This window comes from Gordonia sp. CNJ-863 (assembly GCF_001942325.1).
In the GTDB taxonomy this organism is placed as follows: Bacteria; Actinomycetota; Actinomycetes; order Mycobacteriales; family Mycobacteriaceae; genus Gordonia; species Gordonia alkanivorans.
Genome location: NZ_MKKG01000011.1, coordinates 320,209 through 343,836, shown reverse-complemented (window position 1 = coordinate 343,836; position 23,628 = coordinate 320,209). Strand labels below are relative to the sequence as shown.

Annotated in this window: 23 protein-coding genes and 1 pseudogene; 17 read left to right on the top strand and 7 right to left on the bottom strand. The window is 67.9% G+C overall.

Annotated features, from left to right (window positions below; genetic code table 11):
- The first annotated feature begins 90 nt into the window (after window positions 1–90).
- Together BJF87_RS07475 and BJF87_RS07470 are read left to right on the top strand one after the other, a co-directional pair.
- Window positions 91–894 carry a purine-nucleoside phosphorylase gene (locus tag BJF87_RS07475; protein WP_006359209.1) on the top strand — a complete coding sequence of 268 codons (804 nt, stop codon included), beginning with the start codon at window positions 91–93 and terminating at the stop codon, window positions 892–894.
- A 58-nt stretch (window positions 895–952) separates the two neighbouring features.
- Window positions 953–1,621 carry a hypothetical protein gene (locus BJF87_RS07470; RefSeq protein WP_075862870.1) on the top strand — a complete coding sequence of 223 codons (669 nt, stop codon included), beginning with the start codon at window positions 953–955 and terminating at the stop codon, window positions 1,619–1,621.
- Between the two features lie 30 nt (window positions 1,622–1,651).
- Here BJF87_RS07470 and upp read toward each other — a convergent pair whose 3' ends face one another.
- Window positions 1,652–2,275: a uracil phosphoribosyltransferase gene (gene upp / locus BJF87_RS07465; RefSeq protein ID WP_006359207.1), complete on the bottom strand. Its 624-nt coding sequence runs from the start codon at window positions 2,273–2,275 to the stop codon at window positions 1,652–1,654.
- A 188-nt stretch (window positions 2,276–2,463) separates the two neighbouring features.
- Between upp and BJF87_RS07460 the strand changes: the two genes are divergently transcribed.
- The 3 genes from BJF87_RS07460 (at window position 2,464) to BJF87_RS07450 (ending at window position 5,063) form a co-directional block, all read left to right on the top strand.
- On the top strand, window positions 2,464–2,754 hold the full coding sequence (locus tag BJF87_RS07460) for a type VII secretion target (RefSeq protein WP_006359206.1): 291 nt from the start codon (window positions 2,464–2,466) through the stop codon (window positions 2,752–2,754).
- Window positions 2,754–3,716, top strand: a complete 963-nt coding sequence (locus BJF87_RS07455; protein WP_075862869.1) for a C40 family peptidase — start codon at window positions 2,754–2,756, stop codon at window positions 3,714–3,716. Before BJF87_RS07460 ends, BJF87_RS07455 begins: the two co-directional genes overlap by 1 nt.
- Window positions 3,717–3,794: 78 nt before the next feature.
- A complete protein-coding gene (locus BJF87_RS07450) occupies window positions 3,795–5,063 on the top strand; it encodes a hypothetical protein (protein WP_042376749.1) in 1,269 nt (422 codons plus the stop codon).
- Here the strand turns inward: BJF87_RS07450 and BJF87_RS07445 are convergent.
- From BJF87_RS07445 to BJF87_RS07435, 3 genes are read right to left on the bottom strand one after another with little or no spacing between them, the layout of a single operon-like run.
- A complete protein-coding gene (locus BJF87_RS07445) occupies window positions 5,060–6,175 on the bottom strand; it encodes an adenosine deaminase (RefSeq protein WP_006359203.1) in 1,116 nt (371 codons plus the stop codon). The genes BJF87_RS07450 and BJF87_RS07445 overlap by 4 nt on opposite strands.
- Window positions 6,172–7,515, bottom strand: a complete 1,344-nt coding sequence (locus tag BJF87_RS07440) for a thymidine phosphorylase (RefSeq protein ID WP_042376746.1) — start codon at window positions 7,513–7,515, stop codon at window positions 6,172–6,174. Before BJF87_RS07440 ends, BJF87_RS07445 begins: the two co-directional genes overlap by 4 nt.
- Entirely contained in the window at window positions 7,512–7,916 is a 405-nt protein-coding gene (locus tag BJF87_RS07435; protein WP_006359201.1) for a cytidine deaminase, read from the bottom strand. Before BJF87_RS07435 ends, BJF87_RS07440 begins: the two co-directional genes overlap by 4 nt.
- 225 nt (window positions 7,917–8,141) lie before the next feature.
- On the opposite strand from BJF87_RS07435, the gene sdhC reads away from it, so the two are divergent.
- Genes sdhC through BJF87_RS07415 form a run of 4 tightly spaced genes read left to right on the top strand, consistent with a single transcriptional unit; the run spans window position 8,142 to window position 11,571 of the window.
- Window positions 8,142–8,546 (top strand): succinate dehydrogenase, cytochrome b556 subunit, encoded by a 405-nt coding sequence (gene sdhC, locus BJF87_RS07430; protein ID WP_006359200.1) that lies wholly within the window; start codon window positions 8,142–8,144, stop codon window positions 8,544–8,546.
- 12 nt (window positions 8,547–8,558) lie between these two features.
- On the top strand, window positions 8,559–9,014 hold the full coding sequence (locus BJF87_RS07425) for a succinate dehydrogenase hydrophobic membrane anchor subunit (RefSeq protein ID WP_005195959.1): 456 nt from the start codon (window positions 8,559–8,561) through the stop codon (window positions 9,012–9,014).
- Between the two features lie 14 nt (window positions 9,015–9,028).
- Entirely contained in the window at window positions 9,029–10,783 is a 1,755-nt protein-coding gene (sdhA, locus tag BJF87_RS07420) for a succinate dehydrogenase flavoprotein subunit (RefSeq protein WP_006359199.1), read from the top strand.
- A complete protein-coding gene (locus BJF87_RS07415) occupies window positions 10,783–11,571 on the top strand; it encodes a succinate dehydrogenase iron-sulfur subunit (protein ID WP_006359198.1) in 789 nt (262 codons plus the stop codon). Before sdhA ends, BJF87_RS07415 begins: the two co-directional genes overlap by 1 nt.
- On the opposite strand, the gene BJF87_RS07410 is transcribed toward BJF87_RS07415, so the two are convergent.
- The gene (locus tag BJF87_RS07410; protein WP_042376743.1) at window positions 11,568–12,185 is read right to left on the bottom strand and encodes a TetR/AcrR family transcriptional regulator; all 618 of its coding nucleotides are present in this window, start codon (window positions 12,183–12,185) and stop codon (window positions 11,568–11,570) included. The two genes, BJF87_RS07415 and BJF87_RS07410, sit on opposite strands and share 4 nt — an antisense overlap.
- 173 nt (window positions 12,186–12,358) lie before the next feature.
- On the opposite strand from BJF87_RS07410, the gene BJF87_RS07405 reads away from it, so the two are divergent.
- From BJF87_RS07405 to BJF87_RS07385, 5 genes are all read left to right on the top strand, one after another.
- Entirely contained in the window at window positions 12,359–13,522 is a 1,164-nt protein-coding gene (locus BJF87_RS07405; RefSeq protein WP_075862868.1) for a cytochrome P450, read from the top strand.
- 70 nt (window positions 13,523–13,592) lie between these two features.
- Window positions 13,593–14,003 (top strand): hypothetical protein, encoded by a 411-nt coding sequence (locus BJF87_RS07400; RefSeq protein WP_042376739.1) that lies wholly within the window; start codon window positions 13,593–13,595, stop codon window positions 14,001–14,003.
- 83 nt (window positions 14,004–14,086) lie between these two features.
- Window positions 14,087–15,625 carry an APC family permease gene (locus BJF87_RS07395; protein ID WP_042376737.1) on the top strand — a complete coding sequence of 513 codons (1,539 nt, stop codon included), beginning with the start codon at window positions 14,087–14,089 and terminating at the stop codon, window positions 15,623–15,625.
- On the top strand, window positions 15,615–16,544 hold the full coding sequence (locus BJF87_RS07390) for a universal stress protein (protein ID WP_042376735.1): 930 nt from the start codon (window positions 15,615–15,617) through the stop codon (window positions 16,542–16,544). Before BJF87_RS07395 ends, BJF87_RS07390 begins: the two co-directional genes overlap by 11 nt.
- 35 nt (window positions 16,545–16,579) lie before the next feature.
- Window positions 16,580–17,326 carry a type 1 glutamine amidotransferase gene (locus BJF87_RS07385; RefSeq protein WP_075862896.1) on the top strand — a complete coding sequence of 249 codons (747 nt, stop codon included), beginning with the start codon at window positions 16,580–16,582 and terminating at the stop codon, window positions 17,324–17,326.
- A 5-nt stretch (window positions 17,327–17,331) separates the two neighbouring features.
- Here BJF87_RS07385 and BJF87_RS07380 read toward each other — a convergent pair whose 3' ends face one another.
- Together BJF87_RS07380 and BJF87_RS07375 are read right to left on the bottom strand one after the other, a co-directional pair.
- Window positions 17,332–18,762, bottom strand: coding sequence for an FAD-binding oxidoreductase (locus BJF87_RS07380; RefSeq protein ID WP_084813154.1), 1,431 nt, complete (start codon window positions 18,760–18,762; stop codon window positions 17,332–17,334).
- A pseudogene (locus BJF87_RS07375) lies at window positions 18,759–20,257 on the bottom strand (gamma-aminobutyraldehyde dehydrogenase). Before BJF87_RS07375 ends, BJF87_RS07380 begins: the two are co-directional and overlap by 4 nt.
- Before the next feature lie 110 nt (window positions 20,258–20,367).
- Here BJF87_RS07375 and BJF87_RS07370 point away from each other — a divergent pair.
- From BJF87_RS07370 to BJF87_RS07360, 3 genes are all read left to right on the top strand, one after another.
- Window positions 20,368–20,832 carry an Lrp/AsnC family transcriptional regulator gene (locus BJF87_RS07370; protein ID WP_006865946.1) on the top strand — a complete coding sequence of 155 codons (465 nt, stop codon included), beginning with the start codon at window positions 20,368–20,370 and terminating at the stop codon, window positions 20,830–20,832.
- A 16-nt stretch (window positions 20,833–20,848) separates the two neighbouring features.
- Window positions 20,849–22,240 (top strand): aspartate aminotransferase family protein, encoded by a 1,392-nt coding sequence (locus tag BJF87_RS07365; RefSeq protein ID WP_042376729.1) that lies wholly within the window; start codon window positions 20,849–20,851, stop codon window positions 22,238–22,240.
- Window positions 22,241–22,316: 76 nt separating this feature from the next.
- Complete coding sequence (locus BJF87_RS07360) at window positions 22,317–23,621, top strand: D-alanyl-D-alanine carboxypeptidase family protein (protein WP_042376727.1); 1,305 nt, start codon at window positions 22,317–22,319, stop codon at window positions 23,619–23,621.
- Window positions 23,622–23,628: the final 7 nt, after the last annotated feature.

The window sequence follows — 23,628 nt, the reverse complement described above, 5'->3', positions numbered from 1 at the left end:
TTATCGCTCCGCGGAGTCCACTCCGCGCACGGCGCTCGCACGACGCCGCAGTGCCGCACCGGCGTCGGGATCACCGTTTAGGGTTGGCGCATGGATCCCACTGCCGACGCCGACGCCGCGGCCATCGTCGCGGCCGCCACCATCGCCGCCGAGACCGACGCCGCCGCACACGATGTGGCCGTGATCCTCGGTTCCGGGTGGGCCCCGGCGGCCGACGCGTTCGGTGCACCGATCCGTTCGCTGCCGATGTCCTCGATCCCCGGCTTCACCCCGCCCAAGGCTGCCGGCCACGGTGGCGTGATCCATTCCGTGCGGGTCGGTGACCGCCGAGTCCTGTTGATGCTCGGCCGGATTCACGCCTACGAGGGTCACGACCTCGCGCGGGTCGTGCATCCGGTGCGTACCGCGGCGGCCGCCGGCGTCCACACGGTCGTGCTCACCAACGCCGCCGGTGGTCTGCGCGAGGACATGTCGGTGGGTCAGCCGGTGCTCCTCTCCGACCATCTCAACCTGACCGCGCGTTCCCCGCTGGTCGGCGCGCAGTTCGTCGACCTCGTGGACGCCTACTCCCCGCGGCTGCGCGGGATCGCCCGCCGCGTGGACCCGGCGCTCGCCGAGGGTGTTTACGCCGGCCTGCCCGGACCGCACTACGAGACCCCCGCCGAGATCCGCATGCTGCGCACGCTGGGCGCCGACCTGGTCGGCATGTCCACGGTGCACGAGACCATCGCCGCCCGGGCCGCGGGACTCGAGGTCCTCGGGGTCTCGCTGGTGACCAACCTGGCCGCCGGGATGACCGGTGAACACCTCAGTCACGCCGAGGTACTCGAGGTCGGGCGTACATCGGCGACGCGTATGGGCGAACTGCTCGCCCAGATCATCGGCGAGCTGTAGAACCGATCCCGGCGGCGATTCCTCCCCCGACGAGTCCCGACAGAACTCGAGGAGCACCATGACCTACCCACCCGACGGTTCCGGCGGTTACCCGCCCGGCGGGTACCCGGGCGCCTACGGGCCGGGTGGCCATCCGCAGGGTCCGCCGCCCCCACCGCCGCGTTCGCCGTGGACATCACCCGCGGTCCTCGTGGCCATCGGCGCCGGCATCCTGCTGGTGGTCGCGGGCGTGCTGGCCGCATTCCTGCTGATACCTGCCGACGAGGAATCGTCCGACGAGGTCGCCGCGAGTTCCACGACCTCGGAGCTCCCGACGGTCACGAGCACGGTCACCCAGTCCCCGCCGACGACCCAGACCACCATCACAACCACGCCGTCGCCGCCGACGAACCGTCCCGCCCCGCCCGTGGCGGGCGCCGATTGGCAGGGATTCGTGACCGGCCCGCGCTGCAACGCCGCCGACGACCCGGCGGTCGCGATCGGTCAGACTTCCCGGTCGCGCGTGGTCATCTGCCAGGTCGGCAACCAGACGGGTCGCTGGTACTACAAGGGGCAGGCACCCGAGGGTGGCATCGAGCTGCAGTTCCCGACCCGTGTCGGCAACACCTTCGAGGCACGCAACGGAGCCGTCCGCTACCTCGTGTCCCCGGCGAGTCTCACCATCGTGGAGGGCGGTTCGGTTCTGGCGAACGAACCGATGCTCGCCTACTGGTCGTCACTCGGCTGACCGATCACGACCGGCCGGCCCGGATCTCCGTCAGCGCGGGCCGAACTGACGGTCGCCGGCGTCGCCGAGTCCCGGCACGATGTAGTTGACGTCGTCGAGGCCCTCGTCGATCGCGGCCACGACGAGACGGCACGGATGGCCCGACTTCTCGAGCAACTCCACACCCTGGGGTGCCGCGACGACGCAGACCGCGGTGATGTCGGTGGCGTTGCGCGCGACGAGCAGTTCGATCGTGTGCAGCATCGACCCGCCGGTCGCGAGCATCGGGTCGAGGACGAAGACGGGCAGCCCGGAGAGGTCCTCGGGCAGGGACTCGAGATACGGCACCGGCTGGGCGGTCTCCTCGTCGCGGGCGATGCCCACGAAACCGACCCGGGACTCGGGCACCATCGCATGCGCCTGCTCGACCATCCCGAGGCCCGCACGCAGGACCGGGACCAGCAGCGGCGGCTTCGCCAGCCGTGATCCGGTGTGCGGGACCAGTGGCGTCTTGATCTCGAGGTCGGCACGGGGCGCGGCCGCCAGAGCCTCATAGATCAGCATCTGGGTGAGATCCGAGAGTGCCGCACGGAATCCGGCGTTGTCGGTGGTCTCGTCTCGCATCGTCGTCAGACGAGCGGCGGCGAGAGGATGGTCGACGATCAGGCGTTCCATGCCGACCAGACTATTTCCTGTGCCTCACCCACGTGCGCATTGAGGTATCGCGCAACGCCGCCGACGAGGTTCGATCGCACCCGATGGAACCGAACCGGCGCCCGCCGCGTCAGAAACCCATGAGCCCGCGATCCACGGCCCCATCCGCCATCCTCCCCCCTCCCGGGAATGCCCGGGAAACCGTCCTGATGACGAAATCACCGGCGCTGCAGGAATTCTCGTCGACGCACCGCGCCGGGAGCGTGCTGGTCGGCGATCAGGCCCGCACCGACGAGGCGGCTCTGGTCGACCTCGCGATCACGTTCGGGATCATCGGCGCGGAGTTCCTCGCCGCGGTGGTCGAGTTCCTTCGGGTCCACCGGAGCAACCTCGAGACGACGGCGGCGCGGCAGGAACAGGTCGCGTCGGCCACCCGCCGCGCCGACGAGACCTACCTCGCCTGCGACTGCGCGGCCGCCGACCGGGGGTTCACCCTCTGATGCTCGACGCCGCGATGTTCGCCGAACCCCTACGACAGCTCGTCGCCGCGCTGGGCACCGGCGTCCTCGCGCCGGGCAATCCGGCGGAGACGATCCGTGCCGCAGCGGATGCTGTCGACGCCGCACGCCGTGGATCGACCGCCGCGACCGAAGCGGTGCGCACGCACTGGGAGGGCTCCGGCGCCGCGGCGGCCGTCGACGCCACGGGACGAGTTCAGCAGAGCATGGGCATGCTGACCGACGACGCCGACGACTTCGCCCGCCTCGTCGAGAGCGCCGGCGGAAAAGTGCAGTCGGCGTCGACCCGACTCCTCGGCCTGGTGGACTCCCTCGAACGTCGGGCTCGCGCCTTCGGGAGCGAGCTGTTCACCCCGGCCGGGCTGCTGACGATGCTGCCGGTGGCGGCCGGGCATCTCGGCCGTGGTCTCGAGATCGTCGCTCGCACACGTGCCGACCTCCGCTCCGACACCGATGCGATGGCGGCCCTCGGCCGGCGGATCGCACCCGCATCGGTCACGACCACCAGCGACCCGGCCACCGCTGAGCGACTGTCGGTGTCGCCGGTGTCCGGAGGCGTGCCGATCACGCCCCCCGACGGTTCGGTGGCGTACGCGCCGAACGAGCGGGCGGCGAAGGCAGTGCGCGCGGCACTGAGCCAGCGGGGTGTTCCTTATCTCTGGGGCGGGACGACGCCCGCCGGTTTCGACTGCAGCGGTTTCACCAGATGGGCATATCGGCAGGCCGGTCTCGATCTCCCCCGCCTGGCCCAGGATCAGGACACCGCCGGAATCCGCGTGTCACAGGCCCAACTACAGCCCGGCGATCTCGCCGTGTGGTCCGGGCACGTGGCCATGTACATCGGCAACGATCAGATGATCGAGGCCGGCGATCCGGTCGGCGTCTCACCGGTTCGGACCACGAATCTCGACCAGACCTTCGAAGGATTCTTCCGGCCCCGATGACGACTCGGCACGAAAACCGTTCGGCCTCTGTGGGGGCACTACTGGATCCACGGCGATCAATCGCTAGGCTGTGTCCCCATGGCCGGAGACATCGTCCCGATTGAGCTCGGACTCACCGACGGAAACAGCTTCACCCTGTGGGCACCCCGCTGGCGAGAGGGTGACGACGAGTGGGAGGCGTTCCTCGGTCTCGACGAGGATCTCTACGTCCTGCCCGGCGTCGCCGAGCTCGCGGCCTTCGTCCGCACCAATGACGACAACGACCTCGTCGAGCATCCGGCGTGGCCGACCATCGTCGGCGTGCAGGCCGAGGAGTTGATCCCGGACGAGCGCCACACCTACGACCTGGTGGGCGTGCCCGAGCTGGCCGCCGAGGATCCGACCCCCGAGGTCATCGCCGAACTCGAGGACGCGCTCGAGATCGTGCGCATCCTGGGTGAGGTCTGCGAACTGACCGCGATCACGAAGTTCTTCAACGGCAACCCGATCCTGGGTGCGGTCACCACCGGTACCCGCAACTTCGAGGGCCGCGAGGGCACCGACCTCTGGGTCCGCATCGGCCGTCTCATCGCCAAGCACTGGGACGACGTCCTCGACGCCATCGACGAGGTCATCACCACGCCGAAGGTCGACGCCAAGGCAGTCGAGACCGCCGAGGCCGAACTCGAGGCCGCCGCCTCCGCCGAAGACGAAGACGAACCGGACGACGACGACATCGAGATCGTCGAGACCGCGGACGACACCGTCGACGAAGACGAGGACGACGACGAAGATGACGATGACGATTACGACGACGACGATTTCTGGGCGTCGGTCGGCATCGACCCGATCAAGATCGTCACGAGCGGCAACGAGTACCTGACGCTGCGCTGCTACCTCGGCGACGACCCGGTGTTCCTGGGCGCCAAGGGCAAGATCTTCGTGTTCACCTCGGCGCGGTCGCTCTCACGTTTCCTCGCCGACGACAACGCCCACGATCTGGCCGAGCTGACGACGTTCGAGGACATCCGGACCGAGGCCACCAACGGCTCACTCGAATTCGACGTCATCGACGACAACGTCTACGTGCTGCCCGGCCTCGCCGAGGACATCGCCGACGGACCCCGCCGCATGGACCGCGATCAGCTCGACCTCGCCGTCGAACTGTTCACCGACGCAGCCGACTACGCCGGCGACGACACCGTCAACGAGGCACTGGGCACGTCGACTCCCCTCGGCTGGTTCGTCGACTACACCGTCAACCCCGACCCGAAGCGGATGGCCCCGAGCGGACCGTTCGACAACGAGGCCGAGGCCTGGCGCGCGCTCGAACACGACTTCGAGACCCGGCTCGTCAAGAAGGGCTAGCCCGAGCCGAGCAGTACCGCGTAACCCGGCTTGATCACGTCGTCGATCACATCGAGCCGTTCGTCGAAGTGGATGAACGCCGACTTCATGGCGTTGACCGTGAAGCGTTCGAAATCGGCCCAGCCGTAACCGAACTGGTCGGCGAGCAGGCCGAACTCCTTGCTCATCGTGGTGTCGCCCATGAGCCGGTTGTCGGTGTTGACGGTGACCCGGAACCGGAGTCGGGCCAGCACGTTGAACGGGTGCTCGGCGAGCGAGCTGACCGCCCCGGTCTGCACATTCGAACTCGGGCACAGCTCGAGCGGAATCCGCTTGTCGCGCACGATGTTCGCGATCAGACCGAGCTTCGCCCCGGTGAAGGAGTGCGCTGCGAGGTCGACGCCGTCGGGGAGTTCGACGTCGTCGAAGACGCGCACTCCGTGGCCGAGACGGTCCGTGCCGCAGAAGCCGATGGCCTCGTGGATCGACGGCAGGCCGAATGCCTCGCCCGCGTGGATGGTGAACGGCGCGGAGTTGGCGCGCATGTACTCGAAGGCGTCGAGATGACGGGTTGGCGGGTGACCGGCCTCGGCGCCGGCGATGTCGAAGCCGACGACGCCGCGATCGCGGTAGCGCACCGCGAGTTCGGCGATCTCCCGCGAGCGGGCCGCGTGTCGCATCGCGGTGACCAGACAGCGGACGATGATCGTCTTCCCGCGGTCGGCGGCGATCCGCTCACCGTCGGCGAATCCGCGCAGCACCGCCTCGACCACCTCGTCGAGGGTGAGCCCGGCCTCGAGATGCTGTTCGGGTGCGTAGCGGACCTCGGCGTAGACGACGTTGTCGTCGGCGAGGTCCTCCACGCACTCACGCGCCACCCGCTCGAGAGCGTCGACGGTCTGCATGACGGCGACGGTGTGGGTGAAGGTCTCCAGATATCGCTCGAGGGACCCGCTGTCGGCGGCCTCGCGGAACCAGCGGCCCAGCCCGACCGCGTCGTCGACCGGCAGTCCGTCGTAGCCGACGTCGTGCGCGAGTTCCAGGACGGTCGCCGGCCGCAGCCCGCCGTCGAGGTGGTCGTGCAGGAGCACCTTGGGCGCGAGGGTGAGATGCGCCGGATCCAGCGTCGTCATCTTGTGAACCTAACCGAATCGATGATCAGTGGCCGGTCGCCGACGCCGCTCGTGTCGCCATCGGTGTCCTCGATCCGCACCGCACCACCGAGACTCGAGCGCGCGCCCGCGATCCGGTCCTCATCCTGCGTGTGCAAGGTGAACAGCGGTTGGCCGGCGCGGACACGGTCGCCCGGTTTGGCGTGGATCATGACACCCGCCTCCGCCGAGACCGATTCACCGGGCTTGGACCGTCCACCGCCCAGTCGCCAGGCCGCGTCCCCCACCGCACGCGCGTCCATGCCGGTCACGACGCCGTCGCGGGCGGCGGTGAACACATCCTGATGCCGGGCAACCGGGAGCGGGGCATCCGGGTCGCCACCCTGCGCGGAGATCATCGACCGCCAGGCGTCCATCGCCCGGCCGTTGGCCAGATGCTCGGCGGGATCGGCGTCGGGAAGGCCTGCGGCGTCGAGCATCTCGCGAGCGAGTGCCAGGGTCAGCTCGACGACGTCGGCGGGTCCGCCGCCGGCGAGCACCTCGATCGATTCGGCGACCTCGACGGCGTTGCCGACGGTCAGGCCCAGCGGAACGCTCATGTCGGTGATCAGCGCCCGGGTGTCGACCCCGGCGTCGTGTCCGAGTTCGACCATCGTCGACGTCAGTTCGCGGGCATCGGACTCGTCGGGCAGGAAAGCGCCCGATCCGGTCTTAACATCGAGGACCAGCGCGCCGGTGCCCTCGGCGATCTTCTTGCTCATGATCGAGGTGGCGAGCAGCGGGATGGACTCGACCGTCCCGGTGACGTCACGCAGCGCGTAGAGCTTGCGGTCGGCGGGAGCGAGGTCGGCGCCGGCGGCGCAGATGACCGCGCCGACGCGTTCGAGCTGGGTGAACATCTCCTCGGTGCTCAACTCGGCCCGCCAGCCCGGGATCGATTCCAGCTTGTCGAGGGTGCCGCCGGTGTGGCCCAGACCCCGACCGGACAGCTGCGGCACCGCGACGCCGAACGACGCGACGAGCGGCGTCAGGGGCAACGTGATCTTGTCGCCGACGCCGCCCGTGGAGTGTTTGTCGACCGTGATCAGCCGACGGCCGTCTCGACGCAGGCCCGTCAGGTCCATTCGACGTCCGCTGTCGATCATGGCGCGGGTCCAGGTCGCGATCTCCCGGCGGTTCATCCCGCGTAGATAGACGGCCATCAACAACGACGACATCTGCTCCGGAGCGACCTCGCCGCGGGTGTAGCCGTCGACCATCCACGCAATCTGCGCGTCGCTGAGTTCGCCGCCCCCACGCTTGATCGCGATGACCGAGACGGCGTGGATCACCTCGTCGGCGGTCTCGATCTCCGACGTCACGACACGACCTGGGCGATGTCGTCGGGCCCGAAGGCGTCGGGCAGCAGGTCGGAGAGGAGACGCGGACCGGCGGGATGATCGACGAGGAGGTCACGGCCGCCGTGTTCGAGGAGCACCTGCCGGCACCGCCCGCACGGCATCAGGACCTTGCCGGAGGCGTCGGTGACGGTCACCGCACGCAGGGACCTGTCACCTTGTGAGATCAACTGTGCGACCAGCGAGACCTCGGCGCAGATCCCCAGACCGTATGAGACATTTTCCACATTGCAACCTGCGACGACACGCCCGTCGGAGGTGACTCCCGCGGCCCCCACGGGGTAGTGCGAGTACGGGGCGTAGGCATGGGACAGCATCTCAGTTGCTCTGTGTCGCAGGACATTCCACTGGATTTCGGTACTCACGCCCACCTCCTGGCAAATGGTGTAACCAACCGGACATGCGCAGTTCATCGGCGCAAAGGCTTGGGTAAGGCAAACCTAAGTCGTAATGTCTTGTGCCTCAAATCGGTTCGGGCAATTTATCACCGGAATGGGCATGGGTTTAGAGTCTCTTGTCATGGGTCCATGGTCGAGTCGGAGCATGCCGATTCGACGCGTCCATCGACGATGTTGGAGGCCACTTTTCCGATGAGCACCTCGACCGAAGTCGCACCTGACCCGGTGCGTCGACGTTCCCTGTATCGCGGCGACCCGGGCATGTGGTCCTGGGTTCTGCACCGCATCACGGGCGTCACCATCTTCTTCTTCTTGTTCGTACACGTGTTGGACACCGCGGTCATCCGCGTCGATCCCAACCAGTACGACCAGATCATCGAAACCTACAAGACCCCGATCATCGGTCTCATGGAGATCGCGCTGGTCGCGTGTGTCCTGTTCCACGCCTTCAACGGCGTGCGCCTGATCCTGGTGGACTTCTGGTCCAAGGGTCCCAAGTACCAGCGGCAGATGCTGTGGGTCGCCCTGACCCTGTTCGTCGTCGTGTTCGGTGCCGGCGCGATCCGCCTGCTGCAGATCCTGTTCAGCCACCTGTAGGAGACACCAGAGATGACCACCTCGGAAGCCACCGGTGTCGCCAAGACCCTCGGCAAGGAACACGACCGTCCGGCGAGCCTGGACAATCCCCGTTCGCCCCGCAAGCCCAAGGGCGGCAACTTCGAGAAGAACGCATGGATGTTCATGCGCTTCTCCGGCCTGATCCTCGTCTTCCTGACCATCGGCCACATGTTCATCATGCTGGCCTGGGACGGCGGCGTGCACCGCATCGACGCCTCGTTCGTCGCCGCTCGCTGGAGTTCACCCGGCTGGCAGATCTGGGATCTGACCATGCTGTGGCTGGCCCAGCTGCACGGCGGCAACGGTGTCCGCACCGTCATCGCCGACTACTCGCGCAAGGACTCGACCCGATTCTGGCTCAACGTGCTGCTGGCCGTGTCGATGATCCTGACCCTGGTGCTGGGCACCTACGCGATCCTCACCTTCGACGTCAACAGCGTCGGCTAAAGGAGACCAAGAACATGCAGGAACACCGCTACGACGTCGTCATCGTGGGCGCCGGCGGCGCCGGGATGCGCGCGGCGATCGAAGCCGCACCGCGTGCCCGCACCGCGGTTCTGACCAAGCTCTACCCCACCCGTAGCCACACCGGCGCGGCTCAGGGCGGCATGTGCGCCGCGCTGGCCAACGTCGAGGAGGACAACTGGGAGTGGCACACCTTCGACACCGTCAAGGGTGGTGACTACCTCGCCGATCAGGACGCCGTCGAGATCATGGCCAAGGAGGCCATCGACGCGGTGCTCGATCTGGAGAAGATGGGTCTCCCGTTCAACCGGACGCCCGAGGGCAAGATCGACCAGCGTCGCTTCGGCGGGCACACCCGCGACCACGGCAAGTCGCCCGTGCGTCGTGCCTGCTACGCCGCCGACCGCACCGGTCACATGATCCTGCAGACGCTGTACCAGAACTGCGTCAAGCACGACGTCGAGTTCTTCAACGAGTTCTATGCGCTCGACATCTGCCTCACCGAGAACGAGGACGGCGAGCAGGTCGCGACCGGTGTCGTCGCCTATGAGCTGGCCACCGGCGAGATCCACGTCTTCCACGCCAAGTCGATCGTCTTCGCGACCGGCGGCTCGGGCCGCATGTACAAGACGACGTCGAACGCGCACACGCTGACCGGCGACGGCATGGGCATCATCTTCCGCAAGGGCCTGCCGCTCGAGGACATGGAGTTCCACCAGTTCCATCCGACCGGCCTGGCCGGCCTCGGCATCCTCATCTCGGAGGCCGTCCGCGGTGAGGGCGGCATCCTGCGCAACGCCGACGGCGAGCGTTTCATGGAGCGCTACGCCCCCACCATCAAGGACCTCGCGCCCCGCGACATCGTCGCCCGCTCGATGGTTCTCGAGGTGCTCGAGGGCCGTGGCGCCGGACCGAACAAGGACTACGTCTACATCGACGTGACGCACCTCGGCGAGGACGTCCTCAACGAGAAGCTCCCGGACATCACCGAGTTCGCCCGCACCTACCTCGGCGTCGACCCGGTCACCGAGTACGTGCCGGTGTTCCCGACCTGCCACTACGTCATGGGCGGCATCCCGACCAACATCAACGGTCAGGTGTTGCGCAACAACGACGAGGTCGTCCACGGCCTGTACGCCGCCGGTGAGTGTGCCTGCGTGTCGGTGCACGGCGCCAACCGCCTCGGCACCAACTCGCTGCTCGACATCAACGTCTTCGGACGCCGCGCCGGCATCGCCGCCGCCGAGTACGCCAACAACGCCGAGTTCGCCGAGCTGCCCGAGCAGCCGACCGAGATGGTCGACAGCTGGCTCGACCTGCTCCTGTCGGATCACGGCCACGAGCGTGTCGCCGACATCCGCACCGAGCTGCAGGCGTCGATGGACAACAACGCGTCGGTGTTCCGCACCGAGGAGACCCTCAAGCAGGCACTGACCGACATCCACCGCTTCAAGGAGCGTTACGCGCACATCCGCGTCCACGACAAGGGCAAGCGTTTCAACAGCGACCTCCTCGAGGCGATCGAGCTGGGCTTCCTGCTCGAGATGGCCGAGGTCACCGTGGTGGGCGCCCTCAACCGCAAGGAGTCGCGCGGCGGACACGCCCGCGAGGACTACCCGGATCGCGACGACGTGAACTACAAGCGTCACACCATGGCGTACAAGAAGGGCACCGACCTTCTCGCGGACATCGAGTTGGACTACAAGCCAGTGGTCGAAACCCGTTACGAGCCGATGGAGCGTAAGTACTGATGACATCTGTTCTGGACAAGCCCGCACCGTCCTCCGACGAGCCGCCGCTGCCCCCGGTGCCCGAAGAGGCCACCATGGTGACGCTCAAGATCGCCCGGTTCAACCCGGAGAATCCGGATGCCCAGGGCTGGGAGAGCTTCCGCGTCCCGGCGCTCCCGACGGACCGCCTGCTCAACCTGCTGCTGTACGTGAAGGGCTACCTCGACGGCACCCTGACCTTCCGCCGCAGCTGCGCGCACGGCGTGTGCGGCTCGGACGCCATGCGCATCAACGGCGTCAACCGTCTCGCCTGCAAGCTCCTCATGAAGGACATGCTCCCCAAGGACAAGTCCAAGGAGATCACCATCACCATCGAGCCGATCCGCGGCTTGCCGGTGGAGAAGGATCTCGTGGTCGACATGGAGCCGTTCTTCGACGCCTACCGCGCCATCAAGCCGTTCCTGATGACCACGGGCAACGAGCCGACCCGCGAGCGCATCCAGAGCCAGAGCGACCGCGCCCGCTTCGACGACACCACCAAGTGCATCCTCTGTGCCTGCTGCACCACGAGCTGCCCGGTGTTCTGGACCGAGGGTTCCTACTTCGGCCCGGCCGCGATCGTCAACGCGCACCGCTTCATCTTCGACAGCCGTGACGAGGGCGCCGTCGAGCGTCTCGACATCCTCAACGACGTCGACGGCGTGTGGCGCTGCCGCACGACCTTCAACTGCACCGACGCATGCCCCCGCGGCATCCAGGTCACGCAGGCGATCTCGGAGGTCAAGCGCGCACTCATGTTCTCGCGCTAATCGATTCTGCTTTCTCTGCAGCCCGGCAACGGCCCGCACCGATTTCGGTGCGGGCCGTTGTTCGTCGACGCCTCGCCCTGGAAGATCCCCGCGATGATCGAGTCCACCAGCGCCGCTTCTTCCTCGGGAGCCGCCGGCCAGAGCAACATCGTCAGGACTGACCGGATCGCGAACCGTGCGGCGACGGCGTCGTCGGGGTCGATGCCGATGAGTTCCGCGGCGACGGCCAGCACGGTCGGTGAGGCGAGCACGGTCGGTGTCGTCGCGATCAGACTTCCCGGCCGGAGGAACTGGCGGATCACCCGGTCTGCACGCAGGGCGCCGACCGCCGCGGTGATCGCGATCCGTGCGCGCTCATCCCCTGTCGTGCCGGCGGCCTCCTCGCGGATCGATTCCAGGACCGGGGCGGCGGTCATCGACAGCACCGCCTCGATCAGCTGGGCACGGCCGCCCGCATGGCGGTAGATCGTCGCTCGTGAGCAGTGCGCTCGGACGGCCAGTTCGTCGACGCTGAACGCGTCGAGTCCACGGGAGGCGATCAGCGCCGCGGCCTGGGAGACGAGCCTCCTCCGTGCCGCGTCGCCACGATCGCCGCCCACGAGCCAGTCAGCCATGCACGCCCTCCGTCGTCGAATCTCATCATGAGACAAGGAACAGCTGGCTGGGTGCGTTTTCTGGCAGGTCAAGAAGGGTTCGTGAGACATCGAATCCCGGCGCCACGATCTCCCCGTGTCGACTTCGGCGAGAACCGTTGTCCCCGCCGCGCCCCGTCGGAGACGCTGGGTGCATGCTCGCACTCGACGACCCCGCCTTCCTCTCGCGTTTCCACACCGGGTCCCCGGTGCAGCAGGTCGGCGACTCCCCGTTCTTCGCCGTTGGTTCCTGGGAGCTCATCGCCGAGGTGGTGCGACGACCCGGGGACTTCTCGTCGAACCTGACCGCCACGATGGTCTGCCACGACGACGGGTCGGTGTCGGAGTTCCCGGTCGCCGGACTCGGCGATGCGATGCACGTCCTGGCCACCGCCGACGGCCCGCGCCACCGCCTCCACCGGTCGCTGGTCATGCCGTCGCTGACACCTGCTCGCATCCGGGCCCTGGAGCCCTTTGTCGCCGAGGTCGTGGACACCGCCTGGTCCGAGGGACTCGACGGCGACACAATCGACTGGACAACAGCTGTGGCACAACGTGTCCCGATCACCGTGGTCACCGGGCTGCTCGGCCTGCCACACGAGGACATCGACGATCTCGCCCGCTGGGCCGGTGCGACCAACGTGCTGATCGACGGCGTCATCACCCCCGGCCAACTCACCACCGCGATCACGGCGGTCGCCGAACTCACCGCCTATCTCGGCGACGCGCTGGACTCGGCGCTACGGAACGAACGGGAGGGCACGCCGGGACGAGGGGTCCTCGACGACATCGCGTCGGCCGTGGCCCGGGCCGACCTGGACCGTCCGGCGGCGGTGATGATTCTCCTGCAACTCGTCGCGGCGGGGTCCGACTCCACTGTCAGCCTGCTGACCGATGCGGTCCGGCTTCTGGCGCGACACCCCGAGGTCGCCGCACGGTTGCGCCACGCGCCCGACCTCATCCCGGCCTTCGTCGAGGAGGCCCTGCGCCTGGAATCCCCGTTCCGGGGCCACTTCCGGCACGTCGTCGCCGACACCACGCTGGGTGACGCCCGCCTCCCGGCCGGCTCGCACATCTTTCTCATGTGGCGCGTGGGCAACCGAGATCCCGAGCACTTCGACGCCGCGCCGGCCATCGACCTCGACCGTGCGACCGCGCGGTCCGGGCACGGCTCGCACCTGGCGTTCGGCAAGGGACTGCACCTGTGCGTGGGAGCCGGCCTGGCCCGCCTGCAGGGTCGTCTGGCGATCGCCCGGTTACTCGGCGCCGCAACGGATTTCCGGCAGACCGCGACCCGCGAACTGACACTCGTCCGATGACCCGGGGAACCGATCGGCACCCAGCTGCGTCCAAGAAGGACCCAGTCACCCCGCCGAACGGAGCGCCGTCGTGGTCCGAATCCTGTACCTCCGCCTACTCCTCACCCTCCTGACCGGCACCGCCCTGTGTCTGGCGGTGTTCTCACCCGCCACGGCGGCACCGGCCCCCGCCCCCGAGCCCCAACGGATCACGATCACCCTGACCTCGGACCGGCAGCAAAACGGCGCCGCCGTATGGTTCGACGCAGCCGCCCGTCTCCGCACCCAGACCCACGTCCCGCTCACGCACCAGGACGGCCACACGAGGTTGTGGTCGGCATCGCTGGTGTACACGAGACATTCGCCGGGCGAACCACTCGACGCGCTATTCCAGTCCGGCGGAGGCTTTTCCAGATGTCAGATCTGGGTTGAGTCCGAACTCGTCGCCGAGGATTCCGCCCGCGGACACGAACCGACGAGCAGGTGCCGAGCGCGCAATTGAGCCGGGTTTCGTACTTGCAGGGAGGAATCGGGAGCAGAATCGTACTCTGTCTTTCGTCGTGATCATGTGAGCGGAGAACCAGCATGGCGGAGCGCATCGAGACCGAGGCGGTCGGAGGCGGCGGCGAGGCCGGCCTCGTGGGCGATCCCGGCAACAAGGGCCTGCGTCTCGGTTCGATCGGGCTGATGGGCAACGTCATCATCGGCTTGTCCGCCGTCGCACCGGCTTACAGCCTCGCTGCCACTCTCGGTTTCGTGGTCGACAGCGTCGGCGCAAAGGCCCCGGCGATGTTCGTCCTCGCCTTCATCCCGATGTTGCTCGTGGCCTTCGCCTATCGCGAACTGTCCCGCGACACCCCGGACTGCGGCACGACGTTCACTTGGGGCACAAAGGCTTTCGGGCCGTGGATCGGCTGGATTGGCGGGTGGGGCCTGGCCGTGTCGGCGATCATCGTGCTCGCCAACGTTTCCGAGATCGCCGCGCTGTACCTGTTCAAGTTCCTCGGCCTCCACGGCCTGGCCGACAGCCTGCTGGCGAAGATCCTGCTCGGCAGTTTCTTCATCATCGCCATGACCTGGATCAGCATCCGCGGCATCGTCATCAGCGAACGCATGCAGGCGATCCTGATGTTCGTCCAGTTCGCCGTGCTCATCATCGCGAGCGTGATCGCGCTGGTGAAGGTCGGCGCGGGCCGGGCCGGCGAGCAGGCGGTCACACCGGAGTGGTCCTGGTTGTGGCCCAGTGGTCTCGACCAGTCGCAGATCGCTGCGGCGGTCATCCTGTGCATCTTCATCTACTGGGGCTGGGATGCGTGCCTGGCGATCAGCGAGGAGACCAAGGACCCCGACAAGACCCCGGGCCGAGCCGCCCTTCTCACGTGCGTGATCCTGGTCGCCACCTACGTGTTGGTCGCCTACGCGGTCCAGTCGTTCGCCGGGTTCGGCGACACCGGGATCGGACTGGGGAACGACGCGAACGACGAGGACGTCCTGACGATCCTGGGAGACCCGGTAGCGGGCGCGGTCTTGTCGTCGGCACTTCTGTTGACGGTCTGCGTCTCCGCGCTGTCCTCGACCCAGTCCACGATCCTGCCCACCGCACGCGGCAGCCTGTCGATGGCCGTCTACAAGGCACTGCCCGAGAAGTTCGCCTCGATCCACCCGCGCTACATGACCCCCGCCTTCGGTACCGGCGTCATGGGTGCCGCGGCCCTCACCTTCTACCTGGTCCTGTCACTGCTCAGCCAGGACACCCTCGCCGACTCCATCGCGTCTCTCGGGCTCGCGGTCGCCTTCTACTACGGGATCACCGCCTTCGCCTGCGTGTGGTACTTCCGCTCGAGCCTGTTCGCCTCCGCACGGAACTTCTTCCTGCGCGGCCTCTTCCCGTTCCTCGGCGGCCTCGCAATGGCGGCGGCCTTCATCCGCTCGGCGATCGACATGATCTCGCCGGACTACGGCGCCACCTCGGTCGGCGGGATCGGTGGCGTCTTCGTCCTCGGGGTGGGCATGCTGGTTCTCGGAATCCCGCTGATGCTCGCCTGTTTCGCCCACAACAGCGACTTCTTCCGGGGCAAGACACTGACCGCGACCACCGAGGTGAAGGTTCCCGATGTCTACTGAGACCGCCGCAACCCGCCCTGACGCAGAGACGCCCATCGACCCGACCGACGATCCGGGCACTCCCCGGCTCACCGTCGGATACCTCGCGACCCCCTCGGGCGCCGACGGGGTCGTCCTCGCCGTGGCGCTCGCCCGGGTCACCGGCGCGGCCATCGACCTGGTGTGCGTGGTTCGCCCGACGCCCTACGACGGCCAGCCCGGGCTCGCCCAGTATCAACAGCGCATCGAGGCGCAGGCCGCCGACTGGCTCCGCGAGGGCGCCGAGCTGATCCCCGCCGGCTTCTCCTATCGCACCGTCGTCACGGTCAACGAGTCCTTTGCCGACGGGCTCGCCTCCCACGCGGTCGACACCGAGGCCAAGATGATCGTCGTCGGCGGCACGGGCGACGGGTTGCTGAGTCGCCACACGCTCGGCACCGTCAGCAACGAACTCGTCCACTCCTCGCCTGTTCCGGTCGCGTTGGCGCCGCGCGGATATGCGGATCGGGTGGACGCGGTCCTCGACATGGTGACCGTCGCCGTCCCGGTCAGACCCGGCGAAGACAATCCGCTCCCGTTCGCCGAGAAGCTGGCCGAACGCGCCAAGCTCGACCTCCGACTGCTCTCGCTGGTCTCCATCGAATCGCCCTTCGACGACGACTCGTCGAGGGACATCCGCGCCGCCCAGATCGCCGTCGCGCGTGAACTCCTCGAGAAGACCCGCTCCGAGGTGAATCCCGAACTCGAGGTCGACGTCCTCGTCGCCGACGGCACAACGCTCGACGAGGCGCTGGCCAATCTCCCCTGGGACGCCAACGACATCGTCGCCATCGGCTCCGGTCACCTCGGATCACCCAACCGGGTCTTCCTCGGCAGCACCGCCTCTCGTATCCTCCGGTGGACGACGGCACCGGTTATCGTGGTCCCCAAGAGCGGCTGACCGAACCCGCACCGACCACGGAGACCGACACCGACTTGACCGACCAACGTGCGCGAGTGCTCGAGATCCGCCATGCCGACTCCGAGCCTCCGGGTTTCTACGGCCCACCGCTGACCGACCTCGCGGACGTCACCACCTTGCGGATCTGGCGCGAACCAGTACCCACCGACCTGACCGGATTCGACGCCGTAGTGACCCTCGGCGGCGCCATGGGAGTCGGCGACGCCCAACGCATTCCGTGGATAGACGACGAGATCGCGCTCCTGCGCCGGGCGCTCGACCTGGACATCCCGATCTGGGGCGTATGTCTCGGCGCCCAGATGCTGGCCGCCGCGCTGGACGCCGACGTGTACACGGCCTCCTCACCGGAGGTCGGCATCCACACCGTCACATTGAACGATGCGGGCGCCGCCGATCCGGTCTGGGGCACCGCGCGCGACGACACGTCCGGAACGGTGCCGCCGGAATTCGACGTCGTGCAATGGCATTTCGACACATTAACACTCCCGCCGGGGGCCACGCTGCTGGCGTCGTTGTCGACGTGTGTCAATCAGTTGTACCGCCACGGGAAGTCGTACGGCGTGCAATTCCACCTCGAGGCCGGCGGTGAGCTCGTCGGCGAATGGCTCGACTCCACCGAGTCACGATCGCTGATCACCGAGACCATCGGCGCCGAGGCCACCGATCGTTTCCCCGGCGTCGCCGCAGCCACCGAACCCGTCACCATCCCGCTCGCGCGCACCGTGCTGACCCGGTGGCTGACCGGAGTGGTCCGCGGCTGACGGCATCAGCTGTCGAATCCCAGTCCGATCCGGTCCAGCAGCGTGAGCCATGCGCCACGGCGACCGTTGCGACGTTCGCTGCGCGCCATCTGATGTCGGGTGAAGGCTATTCCGGCCCAGCGGATCGGTTCCGGCGGGAACGGTAAGGGCTTGCGGCGCACCATCTCCAGGGCGGTGCGTTCGGTTCGTAGGCCGTCGACGAGGTCGAGTGCGGTGGCAGCCGCGAAATGCGAGGCGCCGACGCCGAGTCCGGTGAATCCGACCGCCGTCACCACGCGCCCACCGTGGGAGGTGTCCCAGAAGGCGCAGAACCGCGAGCAGGTGTCGATCACCCCGCCCCAGGTGTGCGTCGCAGTGATCCCGTCGAGCTGCGGAAACATCTGCAGGAGATGCTCACCGAGCAGCGCCCATTCACCGGGTTGGTGGGCGCGGCGGGGGTCGTCGTCGGACCCGAAGTGATACGGGGCATCCCAACCGCCGAACAGCATCCGGTTGTCGGCGGTGAGCCGAAAGTAGTGGAAGCGTGGACCACTGTCGGCGAGTCCCTCGCGCCCGGCCCAGCCCAGGGAGGCGAGCTGATCGTCGGACAGCGGTTCGGTCATCAGTGCGTAGTCCCACACCGGGACCGTGTAGAGGCGCAGTCTGCGGACCAGCGATCGGCTCGCCGACGTCGCGACGACGACCCGACCGGCGCGAACGTGCCCGAAATCCGTCCGGGCGCAGATCTCGTCACCCGACGAATCCGAGGTCAGATCCAGAACCTCGGTGCTCTCGAAGATCTGCACGCCGAGCCGTTCGGCTGCCTCGGCGAGGCCGAACGCGAGTTTGGCGGGGTCGAGGATCGAGACATGCGGGTCGTAGAGGGCGCCGCGGACCATCGGGGAGTTGACGCGTTCCCGGGCCGCGGATGCGTCGAGCAGGACGAGATCCTCGCCGAGTGCCTGCCCGGCGGCCGCGGTCTCGGCGAGATCGTCGAACTGCCAGTCGGTGGTCGCGAGGTCGAGTTCCCCGGTGTGCTCGACGTCGGCGTCGATGCCCAGACGTGTCAACGTGTCCTGGATGGCGTCGAGTGTCTCGCGACCCATGCGCAGCAGCGTGGGCATCTCGTCGGGGAACCGCTGCAACCCGTTGCCGAGTCCGTGCGTGAGGCTGGCGGCACAGAAGCCGCCGTTGCGTCCGGAAGCATGTTCGGCGATGCGGTCACGTTCGACGAGCACGATCGATCGGGACGGATTCCGTTCCGCGGCCTGCACCGCCGCCCACAGGCCGGTGAAGCCGCCGCCGATCACCAGCAGATCGGCACCGGTCTCGCCGACGAGTCGGGGCCGGGGTTCGGGACGCAGGTCGCGGTCGAGCCAGTAGGGGCGGGCCGCGGCCTGCGCGACCATCTCGACGCCCCGGTCGGTCGGCCGCGAGGCCCACGTCCGGCCGGTCACGCCGTCGGGCCGTCCAGGCTGAAGATCGTTCGGTGCCATTCCTTTTCGGCGACGCCGTGGATGTCGCTCATGACGTGCTTGATCAGCAGGTACTCGTCGAGCGAGTAGGTCGACATGTCCTTGCCGAAGCCGGAGGCACCGAATCCGCCGTGCGGCATCTCGCTGATGATCGGGATGTGGTCGTTGATCCAGACGCACCCGGCGTGAATCTCACGCGAAGCACGTTGCGCGCGATACACATCGCGCGTCCATGCCGACGCCGCGAGGCCGTACGGGGTGTCGTTGGCGCGACGGATCGCGTCGTCGTCATCGGTGAAACGACTGACCGCGAGCACCGGCCCGAACACCTCGTCGCGGTAGATCTCCGAGTCCTCGGCCACGTCGGCGACGAGCGTGGGCGGGTAGAAGGCGCCCGGACCGTCGGGGACGCCACCGCCGGTGACCACACGCGCGCCGGCCGCCCGCGCACGGTCCACCATCCCGGCCACCTTGTCGCGGTGCCGCCGGGAGATGAGGGAGCCCAGATCGGTTGCCGGGTCGGTCGGATCGCCGATGACAACCCGCGACATCAGTCTGCGACGCCGCCGACGAAGTCGTCGTAGAGCGCGGGCGCGACGATCGCGCGGGTGGCCGCGGTGCAGTCCTGACCGCCGTTGATGATCGAGCCCGCGACCGCACCGTGGATCGCGGCCTGCAGGTCGGCGTCGTCGAAGACGACGAACGGCGCCTTGCCGCCGAGTTCGAGCTGGATGCGGGCCCCGTTGGTGGCGGCCTGCGCCATCACCTGCCGGCCGACCGCGCTCGAGCCGGTGAAGGTCACCATGTCGACGTCGGGATGCCCGGCGAGATGGGCGCCGGCTTCCGGTCCGGTGCCGACGACGATGTTGAGGACACCGTCGGGCAGTCCGGCCTCGGTGGCGATGCGGGCCATCGTCAGCGTGGTCAGCGGCGTGATCTCGGCGGGTTTCAGCACCACCGCACAGCCGGCGGCGAGTGCCGGGATGACCTTCCACACCGCCATCTGCAGCGGATAGTTCCACGGCGTGATGGTGCCGACGACCCCGACGGGTTCCCGGCGGATCGACGAGGTGTGGTCACCTGAGTATTCCCCGCTCGCCTTGCCCTCGAGATTCCGTGCGACTCCGGCGAAGAAGTCGACGTTGTCGATCGATCCGGGGATGTCGAACTCGGTCGCGAGCCGAACCGGTTTACCGGTGTGGGCGACCTCTTCGGCGATCAGCAGGTCGGACTCGGCGTCGAGCGCCCTGGCCAACGCGAGCAGGACTCCCGCCCGTTCGGCCGGGGTCGCACGACCCCAGGCGGGCTGCGCGGCGCGAGCACTGGCCACCGCGGTATCGACGTCACCGCGACCTGCGAGTTTCACGGCCGCGACCGGCTCATCCGTGGCAGGATTGATCACGATGTGATCGGCACCGGTCGAGTGATGGGGCTTTCCGTCGATCCAGCCGGACGGAATGCTGGTTGGAGAGGACATACCCCCAGATCCTACCGCCGCCGTTGCGGATTCACGTGTCGAAATCCGGTTTCGTTGCGGATTCAGTCGTCTGTGTTGCGGTCCGCTGCGGAATCCGTCACGATCATGGGGTGGCTGACCCTGCATCCACACAGTTGGACGCAACTGCGAAGAAGATCATCGAACTCCTGCAGGCCGATGGTCGGAGTAGCTATGCCTCCATCGGCAAGGAAGTCGGCCTGTCCGAGGCCGCCGTCCGCAACCGGGTCCAGAAGCTCAGCGAGAGCGGACTCATGCAGATCGTCGCGGTCACCGATCCCCTCAAGCTCGGGTTCGCCCGCCAGGCGATGATCGGAATCCGCTGTGTGGGTGACACCCAGGCTCTGGCGCAACACCTCGCCGAACACCCCGAGATCGACTACGTCCTGCTGACCGCGGGATCGTTCGACATCCTGATCGAGGTCGTCTGCGAGAACGACGACCATCTCCTGGAGATCCTGAACAAGAAGGTGCGCGTGCACCCGGAGGTCGTCGGCACCGAGACCCTCGTCTATCTCAAACTCGTCAAACAGCAATACAACTGGGGAACCAGATGACCGACTGGAAGTCACGATGACACTGACCGCACCCTCGACACCACCCGATTCCGCCCGGTCGCTCGGCGAGCGCAGTGCGGCGCACCTCTGGGGACACTTCGCCCGGCACGGCGACGCCATCACGCCGCCGGTGATCACCCGCGGCGAGGGTATGCGCATCTTCGACGATCAGGGACGCAGCTACCTCGATGCGCTCGCCGGACTATTCGTCGTGCAAGTGGGTCACGGTCGGGAGGAACTGGCCGAGGCCGCCGCCAGGCAGGCCAAGGATCTCGCGTTCTTCCCGTTGTGGTCGTACGCGACTCCCCCGGCGATCGAACTCGCCGAACGCCTCGCCGCCTATGCACCCGGCGACCTCAACCGAGTCTTCTTCACCACCGGTGGCGGCGAAGCCGTCGAGAGCGCTTGGAAGCTGGCCAAGCAGTACTTCAAGCTCGTCGGGAAACCCGGTAAGCACAAGGTGATCTCGCGTGCGGTCGCCTACCACGGCACACCGCAGGGCGCGCTCGCCATCACCGGTGTGCCGGCCCTCAAGGAGGCCTTCGAGCCGTTGACGCCCGGGGCCTTCCGCGTGCCGAACACCAACATCTACCGGGCGGCCGACGACATGTCCGCCGACCCGAAGAAGTTCGGCCGCTGGGCCGCCGACCGCATCGCCGAGGCGATCGAGTTCGAGGGCCCGGACACGGTGGCGGCGGTCTTCCTCGAGCCCGTCCAGAACGCCGGCGGGTGCTTCCCGCCGCCGCCCGGCTATTTCGAGCGGGTCCGCGAGATCTGCGACGAGTACGACGTTCTCTTGGTCTCCGACGAGGTGATCTGCGCGTTCGGCCGCATCGGGTCGATGTTCGCCTGCGACGACTTCGGTTATGTCCCCGACATCATCACCTGCGCCAAGGGCATGACATCGGGCTACTCCCCGATCGGCGCGATGATCGCCAGCGACCGCCTGTTCGAACCGTTCCGCGACGGCACCACGACGTTCGCCCACGGTTACACCTTCGGCGGGCACCCGGTGTCGGCGGCAGTCGCGCTGGCCAACCTCGACATCTTCGAGCGCGAGGGCCTCAACGAGCACGTCAAGACCCAGGCACCGGCGTTCCGGACGACCCTCGAGAAGCTCCACGACCTGCCGATCGTCGGCGACGTACGCGGCGAGGGGTACTTCTACGGGATCGAACTCGTGAAGGACAAGGCCACCAAGGAGACGTTCACGGCGGCCGAGTCCGAGCGCATCCTGCGCGGATTCCTCTCCACCGCACTGTTCGACGCAGGGCTCTACTGCCGCGCCGACGACCGCGGCGACCCCGTCGTGCAGCTCGCCCCACCGCTCATCGCGGGCCAGGCCGAGTTCGACGAGATCGAGCAGATCCTGCGGTCGGTACTGGGCCAGGCGTACTCGCTGCTGTAGTCCACGCGGCCGAACGTCTGACACGGCCGCTCCGCGCGTCCTGAGCCTGCGCGGTTGCGCTGGTAATTTGCGGTCGGTGACCTCGGGGTGGACTCGCCGGACCTCATCGGCGCTCGTCGCCGCCCTGCTCGGGCTACTACTGTGCGTGATCGCCGCAGGTCCGACAAGTGTCGGACGAGCCGGCGCGGTTCCCGTCCCGACCGGTGCACCGCCGGCCTTCACGACGCCCGTCACCGACCACTGTCCGCACAAGACCGGCACCCCACCGGCCGTCGACGAGTCCGAGGTCGTCGCACCCGGTTCGACGACCCCGCCCCCGCTGCCGGTCCCCACTCCGCCGATCGGGGGCGAGGACCTCGGGTACTGCGGCGTCGTCGCCGATCCCGCCGCGGGTCCGGTTCCCCCTCGGCTCACCTCGGCCGGGTGGCTGATCGCCGACCTCGACTCCGGCAATGTCATCGCGGCCAAGGATCCGCACGGGCGGTACCGGCCGGCGTCGACGATCAAGGTGCTGCTCGCGCTCATCGTGCTCGACGAGCTCGATCTCGACGCGACGGTCGTCCCGACCGCCGAGGACTGGAGCACCGAGGGCGACTCCTGCGGGATGGGGCCCGGCGGTCGCTACTCCGTCCGCGACCTGCTGACCGGACTGCTCATGGTGTCGGGCAACGACTGCGCCAACGCCCTCGCGCGCGAACTCGGCGGTGTGGAGACCACGCTGGAAAAGATGAACGAACGCGCCCGCGAGCTGGGCGCCGCCGACACCCGCGCGGCCAGCCCGTCGGGTCTCGACGCCGCCGGGATGTCCTCCTCGCCGTACGACCTCGCCCTGATCTACCGGGAAGCGATGGCACAGGGGACCTTCCGTGAGTTGATCGCCAAGCCCACGTTCCGGTTCCCCGGTTATCCCCGCCGACCCGACGTTCCCGGCGACAAGGACCATCCGCCGTACGACATGTACAGCAGCAACCGCCTTCTGGTGGACGGCTACCCGGGCATGCTCGGTGGCAAGACCGGGTACACCGACGATGCACGGAAGACCTTCGTCGGCGCGGCGGAGCGCGACGGAAGACGCATCCTCGTCGTCCAGATGTACGGACTGTCGGTCGAGGGCGACATGTACTGGGATCAGGCGCGGGAGATGTTCGAGTACGGATTCCGGGCCGGGCCGGAGATCACCGTCGGACGTCTCGTCGAATCGTCCGGTGAGGCGGCCGAAACCACCGCACCGCGCGCCGCATCGTCGGCGGACTCCCACCTCGCGAGCACCGGTTCCGACGCCGCCTCCCCCATCTCGGTCCGCATCCTCATCGGACTCCTCGCAGCACTCGCCGCCGTGGTCCTGTTGCTGCTGGGATTGAGGCTCTTCGGGCGTAGGTGACGGATCA